Origin of the sequence: Nocardia sp. NPDC003269 (genome assembly GCF_042888005.1) — a bacterium.
Classification (GTDB): domain Bacteria; phylum Actinomycetota; class Actinomycetes; order Mycobacteriales; family Mycobacteriaceae; genus Nocardia.
The window spans coordinates 1,856,664-1,877,644 of record NZ_JBIAPA010000002.1 but is presented as its reverse complement, the minus strand read 5'-3'; the positions used below and the strand labels follow the sequence as shown (position 1 = coordinate 1,877,644).

The following is a 20,981-nucleotide window of genomic DNA, read 5'->3' as shown; positions in this document are numbered from 1 at the left end:
TGGGTCCGATCGGACCCACCCCGCCGTCGTGTCTCACGCCTCCAGGACGTCGAAGCCCTTGTATCCCGCGGCCGCGACCTCGGCGATGATCTCGCCGTAGACCCCGAAGCCGCCGACGAAGGGCATGAACACCCGCGGCCTGCCCTCGATATTGGCGCCCAGGTACCACGAATTCGCCTGGGTCATCAGCGTTCCCGCCGCCCTGGTCGCGCATTGGCCGACCCAGTCCGCCACCGCGTCCGGCCTGGCCTCGAGCGCCACCGCGCCCCGGCCGTCGAGGAAGCCGATGGCCTCGGCCACCCAGTCGACGTGCAGCTCCGAGTGCAGCACCATGTTGGCCAGCACCGACGGGCTGCCGGGGCCGGTCAGGTTGAACAGGTTCGGGAAGCCCGTCATGCCCAGGCCCAGATAGGTCTTCGGCCCCTCCGCCCACGCCGCGTTGAGCGATTCGCCGCCGCGGCCGACGATGTTCATCCGCGACACCGAGCCGGTCATCGCGTCGAATCCGGTGGCCAGCACCAGGGTGTCGAGCGGGTAGTGCGCGCCGGTGGTGTGCACGCCGGTGGCGTCGACGCGGTCGATCGGGGTCGCCCGCAGGTCGACCAGCTCCACGTTGGCGCGGTTGTAGGTCTGGTAGTAGTTCGTGTCGGTGCAGATGCGCTTGGTGCCGATCGGGTGATCACGCGGCACCAGCAGGTCGGCCACCCGCGGGTCGTCGATCACCGCCCGCACCTTCTCCTCCCAGAACTCGCGCGCGGTGTCGTTGGCGGCCAGGGTCACCAGCTGATCGGGGAAGGTCTTGCTGAACAGCACGCCGCCCAGCGCCCAGCGCTGCTCGTAGGCCTCGCGCAGTTCCCGCTCGTCGACGTCGAGCGCGGACTGCGGGTGCGCCTGGTGCGGGGAGCCGCCGCCGCTGGCCATCGACAGCCGCCTGCGCTCGGGGTAGTTCGCCTTCTGGGCCCGCCGGTCTGCCTCGCTCAGCGGCGTATTGCCCGCGGGCACACTGTAATTGGCGGTGCGCTGGAACACGTGCAGCTGCTCGGCCTGCTCGGCCAGGCACGGGATGGTCTGGATGCCGGAGGAACCGGTGCCGATGACGCCGACCCGCTGCCCGGTGAGGTCGACGCCCTCGTGCGGCCAGTGCGAGGTGTGCAGCACCCGGCCGGCGAAGGTGTCGAGACCGTCGATGGCCGGGGTGTTCGCGTTGGACAGCGGACCGGTGGCCAGCACGACGAAGCGGGCCGACACGGCGCGGCCGGTGTCGGTGTCGACCTGCCAGCGCAGGGTCTGCTCGTCGAGCACGATATCGGTGACGCGGGTACCGAATTCGATGTCGCGGCGCAGGTCGTAGCGGTCGGCGACATGCTCGAGGTAGGACAGGATCTCGGGCTGGGTGGCGTACTTCTCGCTCCAGTTCCACTCCTGCTGCAGCGCGTCGTCGAACGAGTACGAGTAGTCCACGCTCTCCACGTCGCACCGCGCGCCCGGGTAGCGGTTCCAGTACCAGACGCCGCCGACGCCCTCGCCTGCTTCGAACACCCGCACGGTCAGGCCGCTGCCGCGGAAGCGGTGCAGCGCGTACAGGCCGGCGATGCCGGCACCGACGACGACCACGTCGACGTCGGCCTGGCCCTTCACTGATGCCGATGGGGTCTCGGGGTTCACAGTGCCTACCTTTCGATGGAGACCGGTTCTCTGCCAGCGACGCTAAGGACGCGCGGGCCGCGTGAGCAGATGTCCTTCCCGCTGACCGGCACGTTCGCGCATCGATCGCCTCCCGGTGATCGGGACGGCCCGCACCGTGACCGGCGTCACCGCACCTACCGTCATCGGCACTACGAAGCGGTACCAGGAGGAAACAGTGGTGGACTGGAACGACGAGGTGGACGTGCTGGTCGCGGGCTCGGGCGGTGGCCTGGCCGGCGCCTACACCGCCGCCCGCGAGGGGCTCAGCGTCGCGGTGGTCGAGGCGACCGACAAGTTCGGCGGCACGACCGCGTACTCGGGCGGCGGTGGCGTCTGGTTCCCGTGCAACCCGGTGCTGGAACGGGCGGGCACCGACGACACCCTCGACGACGCGCTCACCTACTACCGGGCCGTCGTCGGCGACCGCACGCCCGACGAGTTGCAGCAGACCTACGTCCGGCGGGGTCGCGACCTCATCGCATACCTCGAAGCCGACAACCATTTCGAGTTCCAGATGCTGCCCTGGCCGGACTACTTCGGTAAGGCGCCCAAGGCCCGGCTCGACGGGCAGCGCCACATCATGCCGAGCCCGCTGCCCGCCGCCGAACTGGGCGAGCTGCGCGAGTCGCTGCGCGGACCGCTCGACACCGACCGGCTCGGCGCTCCCCTGCCGGAGCTGCTGATCGGCGGCCAAGCGCTGATCGGGCGCATGCTGCGCGCGCTGTCGACCTACCCGCACGCCAAGCTCTACCTCGAGTCGCCGCTGGTGGAACTCGTGGTCGAGGACGGCGTGGTGACCGGCGCGATCGTCGAGCGCGAGGGTGGCCGGTTCGCGATCCGGGCCCGGCGCGGCGTGGTGCTCGCGGCGGGCGGCTTCGAGCAGAACGCGGAACTGCGCGCGCAGTACGGCGTGCCGGGCGAGGCCCGCGACACCATGGGTCCCTCGGGCAATCAGGGGCTGGCGCACCAGGCGGGCATCGCGGCGGGCGCCGACACCGATCTGATGGATCAGGCGTGGTGGTCGCCGGGCCTGACCCACCCGGACGGGCGCTCGGCGTTCGCGCTGTGGTTCACCGGCGGCATCTTCGTCGACCAGGAGGGCAACCGGTTCGTCAACGAGTCAGCGCCCTACGACCGGCTCGGCCGCGACGTGATCCGGCAGATGACCGAGCGCGGCCTGACGCTGCCGTTCTGGATGATCTACGACGACTCCGAAGGCGAGGTGCCGCCGATCAAGGCCACCAACGTGTCCATGGTCGAGACCCAGCAGTACGTCGACGCGGGCCTGTGGCACACCGCCGACACCCTCGCCGAGCTGGCCGCGAAGATCGGCGTGCCCGCAGCGGCGCTCGAGGCCACCGTGGAGCGGTTCAACGGCATGGTCGCCACCGGGGTCGACCCGGACTTCGGGCGCGGCGACGAGGCCTACGATCGCGCCTTCTCGGCCGGCGAACCGCCGCTGGTGACCATCGAGAAGGGCCCGTTCCACGCGGCCGCGTTCGGCATCTCCGACCTGGGCACCAAGGGCGGTCTGCGCACCGACAGCGCGGCCAGGGTGCTCGGCCGCGACGGCGCGCCGATCCAGGGCCTGTACGCGGCGGGCAACACCATGGCCGCGGTCAGCGGCGAGGTCTACCCCGGCGGCGGCAACCCGATCGGCGCGTCCATGCTGTTCAGCCACCTCGCCGTGCGGCACATGCTGGGCGAATGAGCCCACCCGGGTCCCTCCCGCTGGCCGGGAGGGACCCGTCCCCCTCGACCACCGAGTGTGGTTCGGTTCACATATCCCCTCTTCTCGACATTTCAGGAGCAACACGATGGCTTCAGCGGACGACATTCGCGCGACGGTGCGCAAATATGTGGAGGCCGTCGGCAGCGGGACGGCTGCCGACATCGTCGCCCTCTACCGCGAAGACGCGACGGTGGAGGACCCGGTCGGCACCGAACCGCATGTCGGCCACGCCGCGATCACCACGTTCTACGAGGCCATCGAGCCGCTGAAGCGGTCGGCGGAACTGTTCACCGTGCGCGTCGCGGGCAACAGCGCCGCGTTCAGCTTCCGGGTGGTCACCGAGTTCAACGACCAGAAGTTCACCCTCGATCCGATCGATGTCATGACCTTCGACGAGGACGCCCGCATCACCAGCATGCGCGCGTTCTGGTCCCAGGACGACATGGTCGTCGGCTGAGCGGGGCGAGAGTGACTGCGACCGAACAACACTGGGATCACGAAGTCGGCTTCCTCGTCGTCGGCAGCGGCGCGGGCGGGCTGACCGGCGCGCTCGCCGCCGCCGATCGCGGGCTGGACACCCTCGTCATCGAGAAAGCCTCGGTGTACGGCGGCAGCACCGCGCTCTCCGGCGGCGGCATCTGGGTGCCGAACAACCCGACGCTGCTGCGCGAGGGCCTCGGCGACTCCCGCGCGGACGTGCGGGCCTACCTCGACGCCGTCGTCGGCGACCGGGTTCCCACCGCGAACCTGGACGCCTTCATCGACGAGGGCCCGCGCATGCTCGCCTTCCTCGAGACCAGCCCGCACCTGCGGTTCCAATGGTGCACCGGCTACTCCGACTACCACCCCGAGGCGCCGGGCGGACGGCCAGCAGGCCGCTCCATCGAGCCGCTGCCGGTGGACCTCAAGCAGCTCGGCGAGGACGAGGATCTGCTGCGCCCGGCCGCCCTGGCGACCCCGCCCGGACTGTTCATCACCTCCAAGGACTTCGTCCAGCTCAACATGGTGACCCGCACCTGGAAGGCGCGCTGGACCGCGCTGCTGACCGGCCTGCGGGCGGTCAAGGCGATCCTGCTGCGCAGGCACATGGACACCCTCGGCCGGGCGCTGATCGCGCGGCTGCGGCTGGCCCTGCGCGACGCGGGCGTGCCGCTGTGGCTGAACACGCCGCTGCGCTCGCTGATCACCGACGAGACCGGGGCGGTGCTCGGCGTCGTCGCCGAACGCGACGGCCGCGAGATCCGGATCCGTGCGCGCGACGGTGTCCTGCTGGCCACGGGCGGTTTCGAGTACAACCAGGCCATGCGCGAGCGCTACCTGCCCGAGGGCGGCAGCGACAACTTCAGCGCGGCCTCGGCCGACAACACCGGTGACGGCATCGTCGCGGGCGAGCAGGTCGGCGCCGCTGTCGATCTGATGGACGACGCGTGGTGGATGCCGTCGTTCCAGCGGCCCGACGGCATCAACCAGGTGCTGGTCTCGGAGCGGTCGATTCCGCGCTCGATCATCGTCGACAGCTCGGGGCAGCGCTTCACCAACGAGGCGTCGCCGTATGTCACCTTCGTGCACGCCCAGCTCAAGGGCAGCCACGATCCCGCGTGGCTGATCTTCGACACGAAGGCCAAGAGCCGCTACCCCATCGGCGGCATCGTGCCTGGGCAGAAGTTCCCCAGCTCGTGGACCTCGAGCGGGCTGGTGCGCAGCGCCCCCGACATCGAGGGCCTGGCCACCGAGATCGGTGTTCCGGCCGCCACGCTGCGGCAGACCCTCGACCGGTTCAACGGATTCGCCCGCGACGGGCACGACGCCGACTTCGGTCGCGGTGTCAGCGCCTACGACAACTACTACGGCGACCCGACGCTGTCGGTGCCCGCGCTCGACGTCCTGGACAAGGGCCCGTACTACGCGCTGCGCGTGCGCATCGGCGACCTCGGCACCAAGGGCGGTCTGGTCTACAACGCCGACGCCCAGGTGCTGCGCGCCGACGGCTCGGCCATCCCCGGCCTCTACGCCGCGGGTAACACCTCGGCCGCCGTGATGGGCAACGACTACGCCGGCGCGGGCGCGACCATCGGCCCCGCGATGGTGTTCGGCTACGTCGGCGCGCGGCACGCCGCCGGTGAGCGCTGAGGCGGGCACAATGCATCCCGTCGAATGCGCGACCTGCGGAAACAAGGTGCTGGCCGAGAAGTTCAGTCCCAGCCACACCAGCGTCCAATGGCTCGACGACGCAGAGTCCGCGTGCCCGGAGTTCGCCCGGCGCGCGGCCCTCGGCGAGCCGAGCAGCTGGATCCCCACCTGCGCGGCGCTGCGCGATTCGATCGAGAACGCGGTCCGCAAGGGCGAATTGGCGACCGATCAGTTGCGGCACGAGCCGGTTCCCGGCCGGCTCGGCTGACCCCACACACCTAGGAGAAGACGACTCATGAACAGACTCGACGGCCACCGAACACTGGTCACCGGCGCCGCGTCCGGTATCGGGCAGGCCACCGTGCTCCGGCTGCTCGACGAAGGCGCCCGGGTGGTCGCCGCCGACGTCTCGGCGGACGGGCTGGCGGCCACCAAGGCCCAGGCCACCGAACGCGGCACCGCCGACCGGCTCACCACCCTGACCATCGACATCGGTGACGAGCAGTCGGTGATCGACGGCGTCCGGTCCTCGACCGAGACCCTCGGCGGCCTCGATTCGCTGGTGAACGCGGCGGGCATCCTGCGCGCCTCGCACACCGAGCAGACCTCGCTGGAGCTGTGGGACCTGATCCTGCGGGTCAACCTGACCGGCACCTTCCTGGTGGTCCGCGAGGCGCTGCCCGCGCTGCTGGCCAACCCGCGCGCGACCGTGGTGAACTTCAGCTCCACCTCGGCCGCGTTCGCGCACCCCTACATGGCGGCCTACGCGGCGAGCAAGGGCGGCATCCAGTCCTTCACCCACGCCATCGCCCTCGAGTACGGCGGCAAGGGCCTGCGCGCGGTGTGCGTCGCGCCGGGCAGCATCAAGTCCGGCATCACCGACGCCACCCCCGGTTACGTCCCCGCCGACGCCGACTGGGCCCTGTTCTCGAAGCTGTCCCCCGCCCTGCCGACCGACCTCGAGTCCGGCGGCGCGGGCATGGGTGACCCGACGGCGGTCGCGGGCGTCATCGCGATGCTGGTCTCCGAGGACGGCGCGTTCATCACCGGCACCGAGATCCGCATCGACGGGGGCACGCACGCATGACCGACCTGAGCTACGAGGGCACGCTGCGCGAGATCCGCACCGACGCGGGCGTGCTGCGCTACCACGAGGCGGGCGACGGTCCGCCGCTGCTGCTCCTGCACGGATCGGGCCCGGGCGTCACCGGGTGGCGTAACTTCCGCGGCAATCTCGCGACGTTCGCCGACCGATTCCGCTGCCTGGTCCTGGAATTCCCCGGCTTCGGGGTGAGCGACGACTTCGGCGGGCACCCGATGGTCACCGCGCTCGACGCGGTGGTCCGCTTCGTCGACGCGCTTGGCCTGGACAGCGTCGACATCATCGGCAATTCGATGGGCGGCGGCGTCGCGCTCAACTACGCGATCGCGCACCCGGAGCGGGTGGGCAAGCTGGTGACGATCGGCGGCATCGGGCGCAACCTGTTCAGCCCGGGCCCCGGCGAGGGCATCAAGCTGCTGCAGGAGTTCACCGAGGAGCCCACCCGCGAGCGGCTGGTCCAGTGGCTGCACTCGATGGTCTACGACCCGGCCATGGTCACCGACGAACTCATCGAGGAGCGCTGGACCCAGGCCACCGATCCGGCGACGCTCGACAGCGCGCGCCGGATGTACAGCAAGGCCGCGTTCGCGATGATGGTGCGGGCGATGGAGGCCTCGGACGCGCCCCCGCCGTGGGCGATGCTGCACAAGGTGGCTGCACCGACGCTGATCACCTGGGGTCGCGACGACCGGGTGAGCCCGCTGGATATGGCGCTGATCCCGATGCGCACGATCCCGCGCGCCGAACTGCACGTGTTCCCGAACTGCGGGCACTGGGCGATGATCGAGCGCAAGGACGAATTCGAGTCGGCGGTCCTGGCTTTCCTGACCCGGAAGGATGCCGACGGGACGGCGTGAGCGCCGGTCCTGAAACCCCCTGTGCGCTGGACGGGAGGAGTCCTCACTCCCCTTCCGTATCCAACATATAGCGCACAGGGGGTCTTGCCGCAAGGCCCCGGTGCTGCCGCATAATCGTCCGCCGAAGCCAGAAGCTGCGGAAACGAGTGTGATCGACGCGCTCCGCCGGGATCGGTGAACCGGGAAAGTGAGGGCAGGTGTCAGCTCAGGAGTATCAGGACGAACTGCGGTCCGAGCAGCAGTACGTGGACGGGCTCTACGCGCGGCTCGACGCCGAGCGGGCCCGGGTGAAGGGCCGCTACAGCGCGACGCTGCGCGGCAAGGGCGTCTCGGCGATGGACCGGGATGCCGAGGCACGCGCGCTGGCCAAGGAGGCCGCGCGCCTGGACGTGGCCGACAACGGGCTGTGCTTCGGCCGGCTCGACGCGCTCTCCGGCGCGGTGTCCTACATCGGCCGCATCGGCCTGTTCGACGAGGCGAACGAGTTCGAGCCGCTGCTGCTCGACTGGCGCGCGCCCGCCGCGCGCGCGTTCTATGTCGCGACCGCCGCCACACCGGAGGACATGCGCAGACGTCGCCAGTTCCACACCCGCGGCCGCCGGGTGACCGACTTCACCGACGAGGTGCTCGGCAGGCCCGACGGCGACGCGCGGGGTGACGCGGCACTGCTGGCGGCCGTCGACGCGCCCCGCGGGGCGGGCATGCGCGACATCGTCGCGACGATCCAGGCCGAGCAGGACGAGATCATCCGGCTCGACCATCCCGGTGTCCTGGTGATCGAGGGCGGGCCGGGCACCGGCAAGACCGTGGTGGCGCTGCACCGCGTCGCCTATCTGCTCTACACCCAGCGCGCGCGGATGGAACGCCAGGGCGTGCTCGTGGTCGGGCCCAATCCGGCGTTCCTGCACCACATCGCGCATGTGCTGCCGTCGCTGGGCGAGACCAATGTGGTGTTCACGACCACGGGAGACCTCGTCCCGGGGCTGCACGTCACGGCCGAGGACGCGCCCGAGGCGGCACGACTCAAGGGTTCACTCCGGATCCTCGACGTGCTCGCGGCGGCGATCGCGGACCGGCAGCGACTGCCGGTGGACCCGATCCCGATCGAGCTCTCCGATGTCACCGTGCGCATCGACGCCGACACCGCGCAGTGGGCGACCGAGGAGGCCCGCGCGAGCGGACGGCCGCACAACGAGGCGCGCGCGGTGTTCCGCGAGATCGTCACCTATGTCCTCACCGAGCGCGCGATCGGCCGGATCGGCCAGGGCTGGCTCACCCGTGACGACCGCGAGGCGTGGGAGCAGCTGCGCGCCGACCTGGTCGCCGAACTCGCCGACAACACCGCGTTCACCGCGGCACTGGACGACCTGTGGCCGATCCTGACACCGGAGACGCTGCTGTCCCAGCTGTATTCGTCGCACGATCGGCTGCGGGCGGCGGGCGCGGATGCCGCGCTCTATCGCGCCGACGGCGCCGCCTGGACCGTGTCGGACGTGCCGCTGCTCGACGAACTCGTCGACCTGCTCGGCAGGCACCAGCCCGTCGACGACACCGCCGAGCGGGCGGCGAAGGCCGAGGCGGCCTATGCCGCACGGGTGCTCGAGAACATGGTGAACCGCGAAGACCACATGGACGACGAGGACCACCTGTTCGCCCAGGACATGCTCTTCGGCGAGGACCTGGCCGAGCGCTTCCTCGAACGCGACACCAGGGAGCTCGCCGAACGCGCCGCGGCGGACCGCGAGTGGACCTACCGGCACGTCGTCGTCGACGAGGCGCAGGAACTGTCGGAGATGGACTGGCGGGTGCTGATGCGCCGCTGCCCGGGCAAGTCCTTCACGATCGTCGGCGATCTCGCGCAGCGCCGCTCGGCGGCCGGGGCGAGTTCGTGGGCCTCGATGCTGGAGCCGTACGTCCCGGGCCGCTGGGCCTATCGCGCGCTGACCGTCAACTACCGCACGCCCGCCGAGATCATGGCCGTCGCCGCGGCGGTGCTCGCCGAGTTCGCGCCGGAGGTGCGGCCGCCGGAATCGGTGCGCGCGTGCGGCGTCGCGCCGTGGTCGCGCCGGGTGGACGCGGACGAACTCGGCACGGCCATCGAGGAATTCGTGCGCGCGGAGTCCACCAGGGCGGGCACGAGTGTGGTGATCGGTCCGCCCGGGGTGCCCGGCACGGTCACCGCGTCGGAGACCAAGGGCCTGGAGTACGACGCGGTGCTGGTCGTCGAGCCGGCGCGGATCCTCGCCGACGGACCCCGGGGCGCGGCCGAACTCTATGTCGCCCTCACCCGGGCCACCCAGCGCCTCGGCGTCCTGCACCACGGCGAACTCCCCCGGTCCATGACGGGGCTCGCCGGGCTCGTGCCGACTCGCTGAGATCCGCGGAAGAGCCGGGGCGACAGTCGCTGTCGCGGTGGTGCGGCCCCGTGTCGAGGACCGCACCACCGCGCCGTTCAGCGCTGGGTCGAGCCCGCGTCGACGGGCAGCGTCACCGCGGTGATGTAGCGGGCCTCGTCGGAGGCCAGGAACAGCGACGCGTTGGCGATGTCGACGGGATCGACCCACGGGATCGGCAGCATGTTCATCGTCACCGCCGCCTCGGCGAACTCCTCGCGCGTCGGATGCTCGCGGTCGGGACGGAACACCTTGCGCACCATGTCGTTCTGGATCATCGGGGTGTCGACATTGGTGGGGTGCACCGAGTTGACCCGGACATGGTGCGGCGCCAGCTCTTTGGCGAGCGAGCGCATCAGGCCCACCACACCGTGCTTGGCGGCGGTGTAGTGCGCGACGCCGACCAGCCCGCGCAGGCCCGCGATCGAACTGGTCAGGATCATTGCGCCGCCGCCGCGGGTGAGCAGGTGCGGGGTGGCGGCCTTGCAGGTCTGCCAGACGCCGGTCAGGTTGATGTCGATCATCGTCTGCCACTGCTGTTCGGTCAGCTCCAGCGCACCCGCGCTGGAGCTGATCCCGGCGGTGGCGCAGACGATGTCGAGGCCGCCCAGCTCGGCGACGGCGGCGTCGACCGCCGTCCGCAGCGCGGCGCCGTCGCGGACGTCGACGGTGGCCGCGACGATCCGGGCGCCTGTCGCCTCGACCGCGCGCACGGTCTCGGCGAGGTCGTCGGGCGTCGCGCCCGGCGACACCACGGTCTCGACCGGTCCGCAGATGTCGACGGCGACGATGTCGGCGCCCTCCTCGGCCAGCCGGATGGCCTGGGCGCGACCGATGCCGCGCGCGGCGCCGGTGATCAGCGCGATCTTGCCGGAAACCCGTCCCATGTCACACCTTCTGAGTCAGTCCGGCATCCACCACGAGCTGGGTTCCCGTCACGTAACGGGACTCGTCGGATGCGAGGAAGAGCACGGCATTGCTGATGTCGACCGGGTCGACCCACGGCACGGGCAGCACCGTGCGCTGGGCCAGGGCCTCGGCGGCGTCGGCCTGGGTGGGGTTGGCCAGGTCGGGGCGCAGCTTGGCGTACACGGCGTCGTTGAGGATCATCGGCGTCGCCACCGAGCCGGGGTGCACGGTGTTGACCCGGATGCCGCGCGGGCCGAGTTCGTTGGCCAGGGTGCGGGCCAGGCCGACCACGGCGTGCTTGCTCGCCGAGTAGTGCGAGGCGGTGGCCGCGCCGGTGATGCCGTTGGTGGAGCTGACGACGACGATCGAGCCGCCGTCGCTCAGCGCCGGGACACCGGCGCGCACGGTGTGCCACATGCCGGTGAGATTGATGTCGATGGTGCGCTGCCAGGCCTCGTCCGTCAGCTCCCAGGACAGGGCGAGGTCGCTGTAGATGCCGGCGTTGGCGACGATCACGTCCAGGCGGCCCAGCGCGGCGACGCCGTCGGCGACCGCCACGTCCAGCGAGGCCTGATCGCGGACGTCGGCCGCGGCGGTGACGCACACCCGGCCGAGGGCTTCCACCTCGGCGGCCGTCTGCGCCAAGCCCGCCGCGGCGGCCTCGATGTCGACGGCGATGATGTCGGCGCCCTCCTCGGCCAGCCGACGGCAATGGGCGCGGCCCATTCCCCCGGCCGCGCCGGTCACCAGCGCGACGGTGTTCTGCATGCGGTTCATCGGGCGCCCCCGGGAGATCGAGTGTCCACGAGCCCGACGCTAGGTTCGCCGCCGCGACCACCGGCCCGGTTCTTCCCGGTCAGTGGACAGTGCGCGGTGATCTCCCGGCCACCGGGATCGGCGGCCCGCGCGGTACGCCTGAGCTGCGACGGTGGCCACGCAAGACCGGCTCTGTGATCGAGGAGGACACCAGTGACGAGGGCGACTGTCGACGTTCCGCGTGGCTCGCGGGTGGTGACGCTGCGCGTGGCGGCGGTGATCGAGGAAACCGCGGACGCGCGCTCGCTCGTGTTCGAGGTTCCCGACGACGCCGCCGACCGGTTCGCCTACCGGCCGGGTCAGTTCCTGACCCTGCGGATCCCGAGCGAACGGCCCGAGCCGGTCGCCCGCTGCTACTCCCTGGCGAGCTCACCGTTCACCGGCGAAGCGCCGCGGGTCACGGTCAAGCGCACCGCCGACGGCTACGGCTCGAACTGGTTGTGCGACAACGTCTCCGTCGGCGACACCCTCGACGTGTTACCGCCGCAGGGCGCCTTCACCCCGGCCTCGCTCGACACCGATCTGCTGCTGTGGGCGGCGGGCAGCGGCATCACGCCGGTGATGTCGATCCTGCGCTCGGCGCTGGCGCGCGGCACCGGCCGGGTGGTGCTGTTCTACGCCAATCGCGGGCAGGAGTCGGTGATCTTCGCCGAGGAACTGCGCGAGCTGGTGGCGCGGCATCCGGGCCGGGTGCACGTGGTGCACTGGCTGGAATCGGTGCAGGGTCTGCCCACGGCCGCCCAGCTGGCGGAGTTCGCGGCGCCGTACGCGTCCTACGAGTCCTTCGTGTGCGGGCCCGGCCCGTTCATGGCGGCGGTGACCGAGGCGCTGTCGGGCGCGGGCTGGCCGCGGGAGCGGATCACCACCGAGGTGTTCGTCTCGCTGTCCGGTGATCCGTTCGCCGACCCCGAGCCGATCGCCGACGCCGACGCGGCCGACGCCGCGCAGGTCGAGGTGGAGCTCGACGGCACCGTGCACGCGCTGAGCTGGCCCCGGTCGCGCACCCTGGTCGACGTCATGCTGGCCGACGGTCTCGACGTGCCCTACTCGTGCCGCGAGGGCGAATGCGGGTCGTGCGCCTGCACCGTCGTTGACGGCGCGGTGTCCATGGGCCCCAGCTCGATCCTCGATCAGGAGGACATCGACGCCGGCTACACCCTGGCCTGCCAGGCCAGGCCGACCACCGATTCGGTGCGCATCCGCTTCTGACCGAGAGGTGCTCTGTGGCAACCGATACCGCGCGCTCCGAGGTCGGGTTCGGCTCGGAGCGCGGCCCCGTGCTCGCCTCCCTCATGCTGGCCACCGGCCTCGTCGCGCTCGATTCGACGATCCTGGCGACCGCCGTGCTCTCGATCACCGACAGTCTCGGTGACTTCGCGCTGTTCCCCTGGCTGTTCACCAGCTACCTGCTCGCCCAAGCGGTCACCGTGCCGATCTACGGCGCGCTCGCCGACACCTTCGGTCGGAAACCGGTGATGCTGTTCGGCGTCGCAGTGTTCGCGCTCGGCTCCCTGCTGTGCGGGGTGGCGACCAGCATGGTGGCGCTCATCGTGTTCCGCGCGGTGCAGGGCATCGGCGCCGGGGCCATCCAGCCGACCACCATGGTCATCGCCAGTGATCTCTACACCCTCGCCGAACGGGCCACCGTGCAGGGCTATCTGGCCGGGGTGTGGGCGGTGACTTCGGTGACCGGCCCGCTGCTGGGCGGGATCTGCGCCGACTATCTCGGCTGGCGCTGGATCTTCCTGATCAATCTGCCGCTGGCCGCGCTGGCCGCCTGGATGCTGGTCCGCAACTTCCACGAGTCCGCGCCGCGCCGTCGCCGCAGCATCGACTACGCGGGCGCGGTGCTGCTGACACTCGGCGCCGGGGCCCTGGTCCTCGGTCTGCTCGAAGGCGGTCACGCCTGGGCGTGGGGATCGCCGACCGGGCTCGCGGTGTTCGGGCTCGCCGCACTCGCGCTCGTCCTGTTCGTCGCGGTCGAATCCCGGGCCGCGCACCCGATTCTGCCGCTGTGGGTGTTCACCCGGCGGGTGGTGGTGGCGAGCAGTGTCGCGGCCATGCTCGGTAGCGCCCTGCTGTTCGGGTTCACGACCTATGTGCCGATGTTCAATCAGGGTGTGCTCGGCACCAGTGCGCTGGTCGCCGGGCTCGTCACCGGTGGCCTCACGCTGGGCTGGCCGCTGGCCGCCGCGCAGGCCGGAAAGGTCTACCTGCGCTTCGGTTTCCGCACGTGCGCGGTGCTGGGCAGTACGGTGGCCGCGCTCGGCACGGCCACGATGCTGCTGCTCGGCGAGAATTCGCCGCTGTGGCAGGTGGCCCTCTCGTGCTTCGTCGTCGGCGCGGGCATGGGCCTGGTGGCCACACCGTCGTTGATCGCGGCGCAGACCAGCGCGCCGTGGTCCGACCGCGGCGTCGTCACCTCGGCCACCATGTTCGCGCGGTCGCTGGGCAGCGCGGTAGGGGTCGCGGTCTTCGGCGCGATCGTCAACGCGCGGCTGGCCGGTGTCGGCGCGCCCTCGCCGCAGACGTTGTCCGCCGCCGTGCATCTGGTGTTCGCGACCATCGCGGCCATGACGCTGGTGCTGGTCGCCGCGTGCGCGTTGATTCCCCGCCGGATCACGCAATTTCCTGCCCATCCAGCGGGAACACCCGAGTTCGCCGAGCCGGTGGACGGCGAGCATGGGTGGGCATCACCAGAGGAGAAGAGGGAGCCAGGATGCTGACAACCAGCGTGCGCGCCGAGCTCGCCGCCGAATTGGCGCGGGCGGAGCTGGATCGGGTGGCCGTGTCCCCCATCGCCGACCGGTATCCGGCCATCGATGTGGTGGACGCCTATGAGATCCAGCTGCTCAATATCCGGCGCAGGCTGGACGACGGCGCGAAGATCGTCGGCCACAAGGTGGGGCTGTCGTCGAAGGCGATGCAGGAGATGATGGGCGTCGACGAGCCCGACTACGGCCACCTGCTCGCCGACATGGAGGTCTTCGAGGACGTCCCGGTCGACACGTCGAAGTTCCTGCTGCCCCGCGTGGAGGTCGAGGTCGGGTTCGTGCTCGGCGCCGACCTGCCCGGCGAGGACTGCACCGAGGACGATGTCCTGGCCGCGACCGTCGCCTACGCGCCCTCGATCGAACTGATCGACTCGCGGATCAAGGACTGGCGGATCGGCCTGTGCGACACCATCTCCGACAATGCCTCCTCCGCCGGGTATGTCCTCGGCAAGGAACGCGTCGCACCCGCCGATATCGATATCAAGGCCATCGACGCCGTGCTCACCCGCAACGGCGAGGTCATCGCCGAGGGCCGCAGCGACGCGGTGCTCGGTGACCCGGTGATCGCGGTGGCCTGGCTGGCCCGCAAGGTCGCGACCTTCGGGGTGCGGCTGAAGGCCGGTGACGTGGTCCTGCCCGGTTCCTGCACCCGCGCCATCGACGCCCGCCCCGGCGACGATTTCCTCGCCACCTTCACCGGACTCGGTTCGGTCCGTTTGTCTTTCGCCTAGCCAAGGAGGCTCGACGTGTCCAACGGGACAGTCACCGCCGCGATCGTCGGATCCGGCAATATCAGCACCGACCTGCTCTACAAGCTGCTGCGCTCGGACAAGATCGAGCCGCGCTGGATGATCGGCATCGACCCCGACTCCGAAGGACTCAAGCGGGCGCGCGGACTCGGTCTGGAGACCTCCGCCGAGGGCGCGGACTGGCTGCTGGCCCTCGACGAGAAGCCCGACCTGCTGTTCGAAGCCACCTCCGCCTACGTCCACCGCGCCTACGCGCCGAAGTACGAGGCCGCGGGCATCCGCGCCGTCGACCTCACCCCCGCCGCGGTCGGCCCGGCCGTGATCCCGCCGGTCAACCTGGACTCGCTGCGCGACGCGGCGAACGTCAACATGATCACCTGCGGTGGCCAGGCCACGATTCCGATGGTCAACGCGGTCTCGCGGGTCGTGCCGGTGTCCTACGCCGAGATCGTGGCCTCGGTGTCGTCGGTCTCGGCCGGACCCGGTACTCGCGCGAACATCGACGAGTTCACCAAGACCACCTCCAAGGGGGTGGAGACCATCGGTGGCGCGCAGCGGGGTAAGGCGATCATCATCCTGAACCCGGCCGAGCCGCCGATGATCATGCGCGACACCATTTTCTGCGCCATTCCCGAAGACGCCGACCGCGACGCGATCTCCGAGTCGATCTTCCGGATGGAGAAGTCCATCCAGGAGTACGTGCCCGGCTACCGCCTGCTCAACGACCCGCAGTTCGACGACCCGTCACTGGTGTCCGGTGGCCTGGCGAAGGTGTCGATCTTCGTCGAGGTCGAAGGCGCGGGCGACTTCCTGCCCCCGTACGCGGGCAACCTCGACATCATGACGGCCGCCGCCACCCGCGTGGGTGACGTGCTGGCCGACCAGATCATCTCGGCTCGGGTGTAAGGAGTTCACATCATGGTTTTCTCAGCTGATCTCGACATCCGCGTCACCGATACCTCCCTGCGCGACGGCTCGCATCACAAGCGTCACCAGTTCACCACCACCGAGGTCCGTGACATCGTCACCGCCCTCGACGGCGCCGGCGTCCCGGTCATCGAGGTCACCCACGGCGACGGCCTCGGCGGTTCCTCGTTCAACTACGGGTTCTCGAAAACCCCTGAGCAGGAACTGATCAAGGCTGCCGCCGAATCGGCCAAGCAGGCCAAGATCGCCTTCCTGATGCTGCCGGGCGTCGGCGTGAAGGAAGACATCAAGATCTCTCAGGACAACGGCGCCTCGATCTGCCGTGTCGCGACGCACTGCACCGAGGCCGATGTCTCCGTGCAGCATTTCAAGTTCGCCCGCGACCTCGGCCTCGAGACGGTCGGCTTCCTGATGATGTCGCACAGCCAGCCGCCGGAGGCGCTGGCGAAGCAGGCCAGGATCATGGCCGATGCGGGCTGCCAGTGCGTCTACGTCGTGGACTCGGCCGGTGCCCTTGTCCTGGAACAGGTCTCGGACCGCGTGGCCGCGCTGGTCGCCGAACTCGGTGACGACGCCCAGGTCGGCTTCCACGGCCACGAGAACCTCGGCCTCGCCGTCGCCAACTCGGTCTACGCCGTCCGCGCCGGCGCCACCCAGATCGACGGCTCCGCCCGCCGCTTCGGCGCAGGCGCGGGCAACCTGCCCGTCGAAGCCTTCATCGGCGTCTGCGACAAACTCGGCATCAAGACCGGCGTCGACTTCTTCGCCGTCACCGACGCCGCCGAAGACGTCGTCCGCCCCGCCATGCCGTCGGAATGCCTCCTCGACCGCCAAGCCCTCATGATGGGCTACGCGGGCGTCTACTCCAGCTTCCTCCGCCACGCCGAACGCCAAGCCGAACGCTACGGCGTCTCCGCGGCACACCTGCTCGTCCGCGCGGGTGAGCGCAAGCTCATCGGCGGCCAGGAGGACCAGCTCATCGACATCGCGCTGGAACTCCAGCGCGAAGCCACCGCGTAACCCCCGGGTGCCGCGGGGCAATCCCCCGCGGCACCCGGCTCAGCGCTGGTGCAGGGACTCCTCGGTGTCGTAGCCCAGGGTGACGTCGTGGGTGATCTCGCCGCGGGTCACCGAGACCTGGCTGGCGACCGGGGGGTAGCCGCGGGCGACGACGGTGTACTCGCCTTCGGGCAGGTCGGGGACCAGGTACTGGCCCTTCTCGTCGGTGCGGGTGGTGGCGGCCGGGTCGCCGCCGGCGTCCAGGACGGTGATCTGCACGTCGGCGACCGGGCGGTCGCCGTCCACCCAGGCGGAGCCGACCAGGATGGCCATCGGCTCCAGGTCGATGTCGTGGTGCAGTGAGCCCGTCTCGGGGACGGTCAGCGCGACCGCCGACGGGCGCATGTGGTCGGCGACCGCGACCAGCGTGTAGGTCCCACTGACGACGTCACGGCACACGTACGCGCCGTCCTCGCCGGTGATCGCGGCGCCGACGACGTCGCCCTCGGGATCGGTGAGCGTCACGGTCGCGCCGAGCAGTGGTTCGCCGCGCCGGGCCGAGCGCACGATGCCGGTGAGTTCGCCCGCGCCGACGAGCATCAGGTCGACGTGCAGGGCCCGCTCCCCCATCGACACGCTCACCGCCTCGGGCTGGTGACCGGCCGCCGCGGCGATCAGGACGTAGTTGCCGGGCTGGGGCGCTTCGATGACGTAGGCGCCGTCGGCGTCGCCGTTGCCGCGCGCCACCTGATGCCCGTGCTGATCGATGAGGGTGAGCGTGGCCGAGGGCACCGGACGGGAGTCGTCGCGGCGCAACAGTCCCGCGATGACCCGACCGGTCGCGGCGGGCCGCAGCGAATCGACCATCTCGTGCGCGTCGTGCAGGCTCACATCCCGCAGCAGGGTGCCGTCGGAACCCTCCTCGGGCACCGGATCCTCGCGCAGCGGAATCTCTTTCATGAACACCAGCACCAGGCAGGCGACCACCGCCAGATCGGCGGCGAGCAGGAACACGCCCTGCATGGCGTCGGTGAATCCGGTGAGGATCGGCACCCGCAGCGCGTCGGGCAGCCCCGCGATCCCGGAGGTGTCGCGTTGCAGGGCGTCGAGACCGGCGGCGTCGAGGCCCGGCGGCAGGCTGCCGCCGAAGGCCGCCAGGATCGAGCCGGGCAGCCGGTCGAACAGCACGGTCAGGAAGACCGCGACGCCCAGCGTGCCGCCGAGCTGCCGGAAGAAGGTGGCCGCCGCCGTCGACACGCCCATCTCGGTGCGCGCCACCGCGTTCTGCGCGGCGATGATCAGCGTCTGCATGCAGCCGCCGAGGCCGAATCCCATGATCGCGCTGTAGGCCAGGGGCTGCCACAGCGGCCCGTCGTAGCCGACCCGGGCGAACAGGGCGCAGCCGATCGCCAGGATCAGCGCACCGAGGACGGGCAGCACCTTGTAGCGCCCGGTGGCCTTGGTGATCAGCCCCGACAGCTGCGCGCCGACCATGATCCCCAGCACCAGCGGCAGCATCAGCAGACCCGCCTCGGTCGGCGAGAAACCACGGACCACCTGCAGATACTGCGGCACCATCGTGATCGCGCCGAACATCGCGACGCCGACGAGGAACCCGCCGAGGATGGCGATGCTGAACGTCCGGCTGCGGAACAGGCGCAGCGGGATCAGCGCCGCGTCCTTCATGACGAACTCGACGATCAGGAACAGCAGCAGCCCGCCCGCGCAGATTCCGTAGCACAGCAACGACTTCGGCGAGGTCCAGCCCCACATCCGGCCCTGTTCGGCCACGATCAGCAACGGCACCGCCCCGACGACGAGGGTGAGCGCGCCGAACCAGTCGATCCGGCTGGGCCGGCGGACGTGGCGCACGTTCAGCACCTTGGCGACCACGACGAACGCCAGGACCCCGACCGGCACGTTCACCAGGAACACCCAGCGCCAGCCCTCGATCCCGCCGAGACTCTCGTAATCGGACAGGAATCCGCCGACCACCGGGCCGAGCACCGTCGCGATGCCGAACACCATGAGGAAATAGCCCTGGTAGCGGACCCGTTCCCGGGCGGGCACGATATCGCCGACGATGGTGAACGCCAGCGACATGAGCCCGCCGGCGCCCAGCCCCTGGAAGGCGCGGCAGGCCGCCAGCTGATACATGGTGGTCGCGAAGCAGCAGGCGGCCGAGCCGAGCACGAACAGCGCGATCGCCAGCAGATAGAACGGTTTGCGGCCGTAGATGTCGGCGAGTTTGCCGTAGAGCGGTGTGGTGACCGTGGCGGTGATCAGATAAGCCGTTGTCGCCCAGGCCTGTTCGTCGAATCCGTCGAGGCTGTTCGCGATCCGGACGATCGCGACGCTGACGATGTTCTGGTCGAGCGCGGCGAGGAACACCCCGAGTAGCAGGCCGGACAGAATCGTGAGCGTCTGGCGATGCGTGAGGCGTGGTTCGGCAACGACGGTATCGGTCATGGAAAAGCCCTGGTTCTGATCGGCTGGCAAGTTGGGGGTCGATCATGCGGCCCACACGAGGGCCGACAACCCCGCTGCGAGGAAAACTTTGCGCCGCGGGTGGAACTCTTCATGCACTGGTGGGCAGAGCTTACCCACGTCGAATCCGCCGCCGTCAACGAGGGATCAAGTGACCGATCATTTCGCACCGAAACGATAGGCCGCGGCGATCAGAACTCGCAGTTCCCGGGCCCGCGCTTCGGCCAGGGAATGCACGACGACCAGGTGATTCCACCGCGCCCGGCCGACCTGATTCACCCGATACACCGGTGGGCCCGCGATTTCGGCATCGATCGCGAGCATGATTTGCACGGTGCCTTCCGGATTCCGCCCGGTGACGTTGTAGAGCGATACCCACGCGAACTTGCGCGCGACCCCGAACCCGATCTGCGAAGCCACCGACAGTTCCGCGGGACCATTGGCCGCGATCAATTCCCGCAGCACCGTGAAGATCTCGTGGGAATGCGGTTTGCCCGCGAAGAAGGTGGCGATCGCGTCCTCGACGGAATCGCTCATCAGCTCGCGGGCACGGCGAGCCGTTCGGCGAAGGCGCGCAAGGTCTCCGAGCAGCCCGCGTGGATGCGCACGGCGGCCAGCTCGTCGCCGCGGGTAACGCCCCGATTGACGATCACCACCGGCACACCGTTTTTCGCCGCCCGGCGCACGAAGCGCAGCCCCGACATCACCGTCAGTGACGATCCGGCGACGAGCACCGCCCCCGCCTCGTCGATCAGGGCGTAGGCCGCGGCCACCCGCTCGGCGGGCACGGTTTCCCCGAAGTAGACGATGTCGGGCTTGAGCAGGCCGCCACAGCGCGCGCAGTCGAGCATCCGGAAGCGGTCGGTGTCGGTGACCACCGCGTCCGCGTCGGGGGCCACTTCGATGCCGGTCGCCGAAACATCCTCCGCGAAACCGGGATTGGCTGCCTCGAGCCGGTCGGCCAGCGTCATGCGGGAGATCATCGCGGTGCAGCGCAGGCAGCAGACCCTGGCGTAGGTGCCGTGCAGGTCGATCACCCGCCGCGCCCCGGCCTTGGTGTGCAGCAGGTCCACGTTCTGGGTGATGACGCCGGAGACCACGCCGGCGCGTTCCAGCGCGGCGACGGCCCGGTGGCCCTGGTTCGGCCGGGCCGCGTCCATCCGCCGCCAGCCGAGGTGGTTGCGGGCCCAGTAGCGCTGCCGGAACTCGGCGTCACCCACGAACTGCTGATAGGTCATCGGTGTGCGCGGCGGGGAGTCGGGGCCGCGGTAGTCGGGGATGCCGCTGTCGGTGCTCAGCCCGGCGCCGGAGATCACCACGACGCGACGCCCGGCCAGCAGCTCGGCCGCGCGCTCCACCGCCGCCGCGGTGTCGTCCGGGGTGGGATCCACCATGAATCCACTGTACGAGCGGCGGGGCG

At 70.4% G+C, this 20,981-nt stretch carries 18 protein-coding genes; 12 read left to right on the top strand and 6 right to left on the bottom strand.

All coding sequences use genetic code 11. From position 1 onward, the window contains the following. Positions 1 to 33 precede the first annotated feature (33 nt). Entirely contained in the window at positions 34 to 1,665 is a 1,632-nt protein-coding gene (locus tag ACFYWJ_RS19040; RefSeq protein ID WP_355284498.1) for an NAD(P)/FAD-dependent oxidoreductase, read from the bottom strand. Between the two features lie 196 nt (positions 1,666 to 1,861). Between ACFYWJ_RS19040 and ACFYWJ_RS19035 the strand changes: the two genes are divergently transcribed. From ACFYWJ_RS19035 to helR, 7 genes are all read left to right on the top strand, one after another. Continuing rightward, positions 1,862 to 3,397: an FAD-binding protein gene (locus ACFYWJ_RS19035; protein WP_355284501.1), complete on the top strand. Its 1,536-nt coding sequence runs from the start codon at positions 1,862 to 1,864 to the stop codon at positions 3,395 to 3,397. A 106-nt stretch (positions 3,398 to 3,503) separates the two neighbouring features. Further along, a complete protein-coding gene (locus ACFYWJ_RS19030; RefSeq protein WP_355284503.1) occupies positions 3,504 to 3,875 on the top strand; it encodes a nuclear transport factor 2 family protein in 372 nt (123 codons plus the stop codon). An 11-nt stretch (positions 3,876 to 3,886) separates the two neighbouring features. Beyond that, positions 3,887 to 5,548, top strand: a complete 1,662-nt coding sequence (locus ACFYWJ_RS19025; protein WP_355284506.1) for an FAD-binding protein — start codon at positions 3,887 to 3,889, stop codon at positions 5,546 to 5,548. Between the two features lie 10 nt (positions 5,549 to 5,558). Then, positions 5,559 to 5,816, top strand: a complete 258-nt coding sequence (locus tag ACFYWJ_RS19020) for a hypothetical protein (RefSeq protein ID WP_355284508.1) — start codon at positions 5,559 to 5,561, stop codon at positions 5,814 to 5,816. A gap of 27 nt (positions 5,817 to 5,843) precedes the next feature. After that, positions 5,844 to 6,635, top strand: a complete 792-nt coding sequence (locus tag ACFYWJ_RS19015; RefSeq protein ID WP_355284511.1) for an SDR family oxidoreductase — start codon at positions 5,844 to 5,846, stop codon at positions 6,633 to 6,635. Next, entirely contained in the window at positions 6,632 to 7,507 is an 876-nt protein-coding gene (locus ACFYWJ_RS19010) for an alpha/beta fold hydrolase (RefSeq protein ID WP_355284513.1), read from the top strand. The genes ACFYWJ_RS19015 and ACFYWJ_RS19010 overlap by 4 nt, the downstream gene beginning before the upstream one ends. Positions 7,508 to 7,704: 197 nt before the next feature. Continuing rightward, positions 7,705 to 9,882, top strand: coding sequence for an RNA polymerase recycling motor ATPase HelR (gene helR / locus ACFYWJ_RS19005; protein WP_355284515.1), 2,178 nt, complete (start codon positions 7,705 to 7,707; stop codon positions 9,880 to 9,882). A gap of 77 nt (positions 9,883 to 9,959) precedes the next feature. Here the strand turns inward: helR and ACFYWJ_RS19000 are convergent, their stop codons facing one another. Together ACFYWJ_RS19000 and ACFYWJ_RS18995 are read right to left on the bottom strand one after the other, a co-directional pair. Then, the gene (locus ACFYWJ_RS19000) at positions 9,960 to 10,787 is read right to left on the bottom strand and encodes a mycofactocin-coupled SDR family oxidoreductase (RefSeq protein ID WP_355284518.1); all 828 of its coding nucleotides are present in this window, start codon (positions 10,785 to 10,787) and stop codon (positions 9,960 to 9,962) included. A gap of 1 nt (position 10,788) precedes the next feature. Beyond that, positions 10,789 to 11,586, bottom strand: coding sequence for a mycofactocin-coupled SDR family oxidoreductase (locus ACFYWJ_RS18995; protein ID WP_355284521.1), 798 nt, complete (start codon positions 11,584 to 11,586; stop codon positions 10,789 to 10,791). A 192-nt stretch (positions 11,587 to 11,778) separates the two neighbouring features. On the opposite strand from ACFYWJ_RS18995, the gene ACFYWJ_RS18990 reads away from it, so the two are divergent. The 5 genes from ACFYWJ_RS18990 to dmpG are packed head-to-tail and all read left to right on the top strand — an operon-like array spanning position 11,779 to position 17,095. Then, on the top strand, positions 11,779 to 12,834 hold the full coding sequence (locus tag ACFYWJ_RS18990) for a ferredoxin--NADP reductase (protein WP_355284524.1): 1,056 nt from the start codon (positions 11,779 to 11,781) through the stop codon (positions 12,832 to 12,834). Between the two features lie 14 nt (positions 12,835 to 12,848). Continuing rightward, positions 12,849 to 14,351 carry an MDR family MFS transporter gene (locus ACFYWJ_RS18985; RefSeq protein ID WP_355284526.1) on the top strand — a complete coding sequence of 501 codons (1,503 nt, stop codon included), beginning with the start codon at positions 12,849 to 12,851 and terminating at the stop codon, positions 14,349 to 14,351. Further along, entirely contained in the window at positions 14,345 to 15,130 is a 786-nt protein-coding gene (locus ACFYWJ_RS18980) for a 2-keto-4-pentenoate hydratase (protein WP_355284529.1), read from the top strand. The genes ACFYWJ_RS18985 and ACFYWJ_RS18980 overlap by 7 nt, the downstream gene beginning before the upstream one ends. Positions 15,131 to 15,145: 15 nt before the next feature. Further along, positions 15,146 to 16,054 (top strand): acetaldehyde dehydrogenase (acetylating), encoded by a 909-nt coding sequence (locus tag ACFYWJ_RS18975; RefSeq protein ID WP_355284532.1) that lies wholly within the window; start codon positions 15,146 to 15,148, stop codon positions 16,052 to 16,054. 12 nt (positions 16,055 to 16,066) lie between these two features. After that, a complete protein-coding gene (gene dmpG / locus ACFYWJ_RS18970) occupies positions 16,067 to 17,095 on the top strand; it encodes a 4-hydroxy-2-oxovalerate aldolase (protein ID WP_355284535.1) in 1,029 nt (342 codons plus the stop codon). A gap of 39 nt (positions 17,096 to 17,134) precedes the next feature. Here dmpG and ACFYWJ_RS18965 read toward each other — a convergent pair whose 3' ends face one another. The 3 genes from ACFYWJ_RS18965 to ACFYWJ_RS18955 form a co-directional block, all read right to left on the bottom strand. Continuing rightward, positions 17,135 to 19,543, bottom strand: coding sequence for an MFS transporter (locus ACFYWJ_RS18965; protein WP_355284538.1), 2,409 nt, complete (start codon positions 19,541 to 19,543; stop codon positions 17,135 to 17,137). A 177-nt stretch (positions 19,544 to 19,720) separates the two neighbouring features. Continuing rightward, a complete protein-coding gene (locus ACFYWJ_RS18960) occupies positions 19,721 to 20,098 on the bottom strand; it encodes a DUF5655 domain-containing protein (protein ID WP_355284541.1) in 378 nt (125 codons plus the stop codon). Then, the gene (locus ACFYWJ_RS18955) at positions 20,098 to 20,955 is read right to left on the bottom strand and encodes an NAD-dependent protein deacetylase (RefSeq protein WP_355284544.1); all 858 of its coding nucleotides are present in this window, start codon (positions 20,953 to 20,955) and stop codon (positions 20,098 to 20,100) included. Before ACFYWJ_RS18955 ends, ACFYWJ_RS18960 begins: the two co-directional genes overlap by 1 nt. Positions 20,956 to 20,981: the final 26 nt, after the last annotated feature.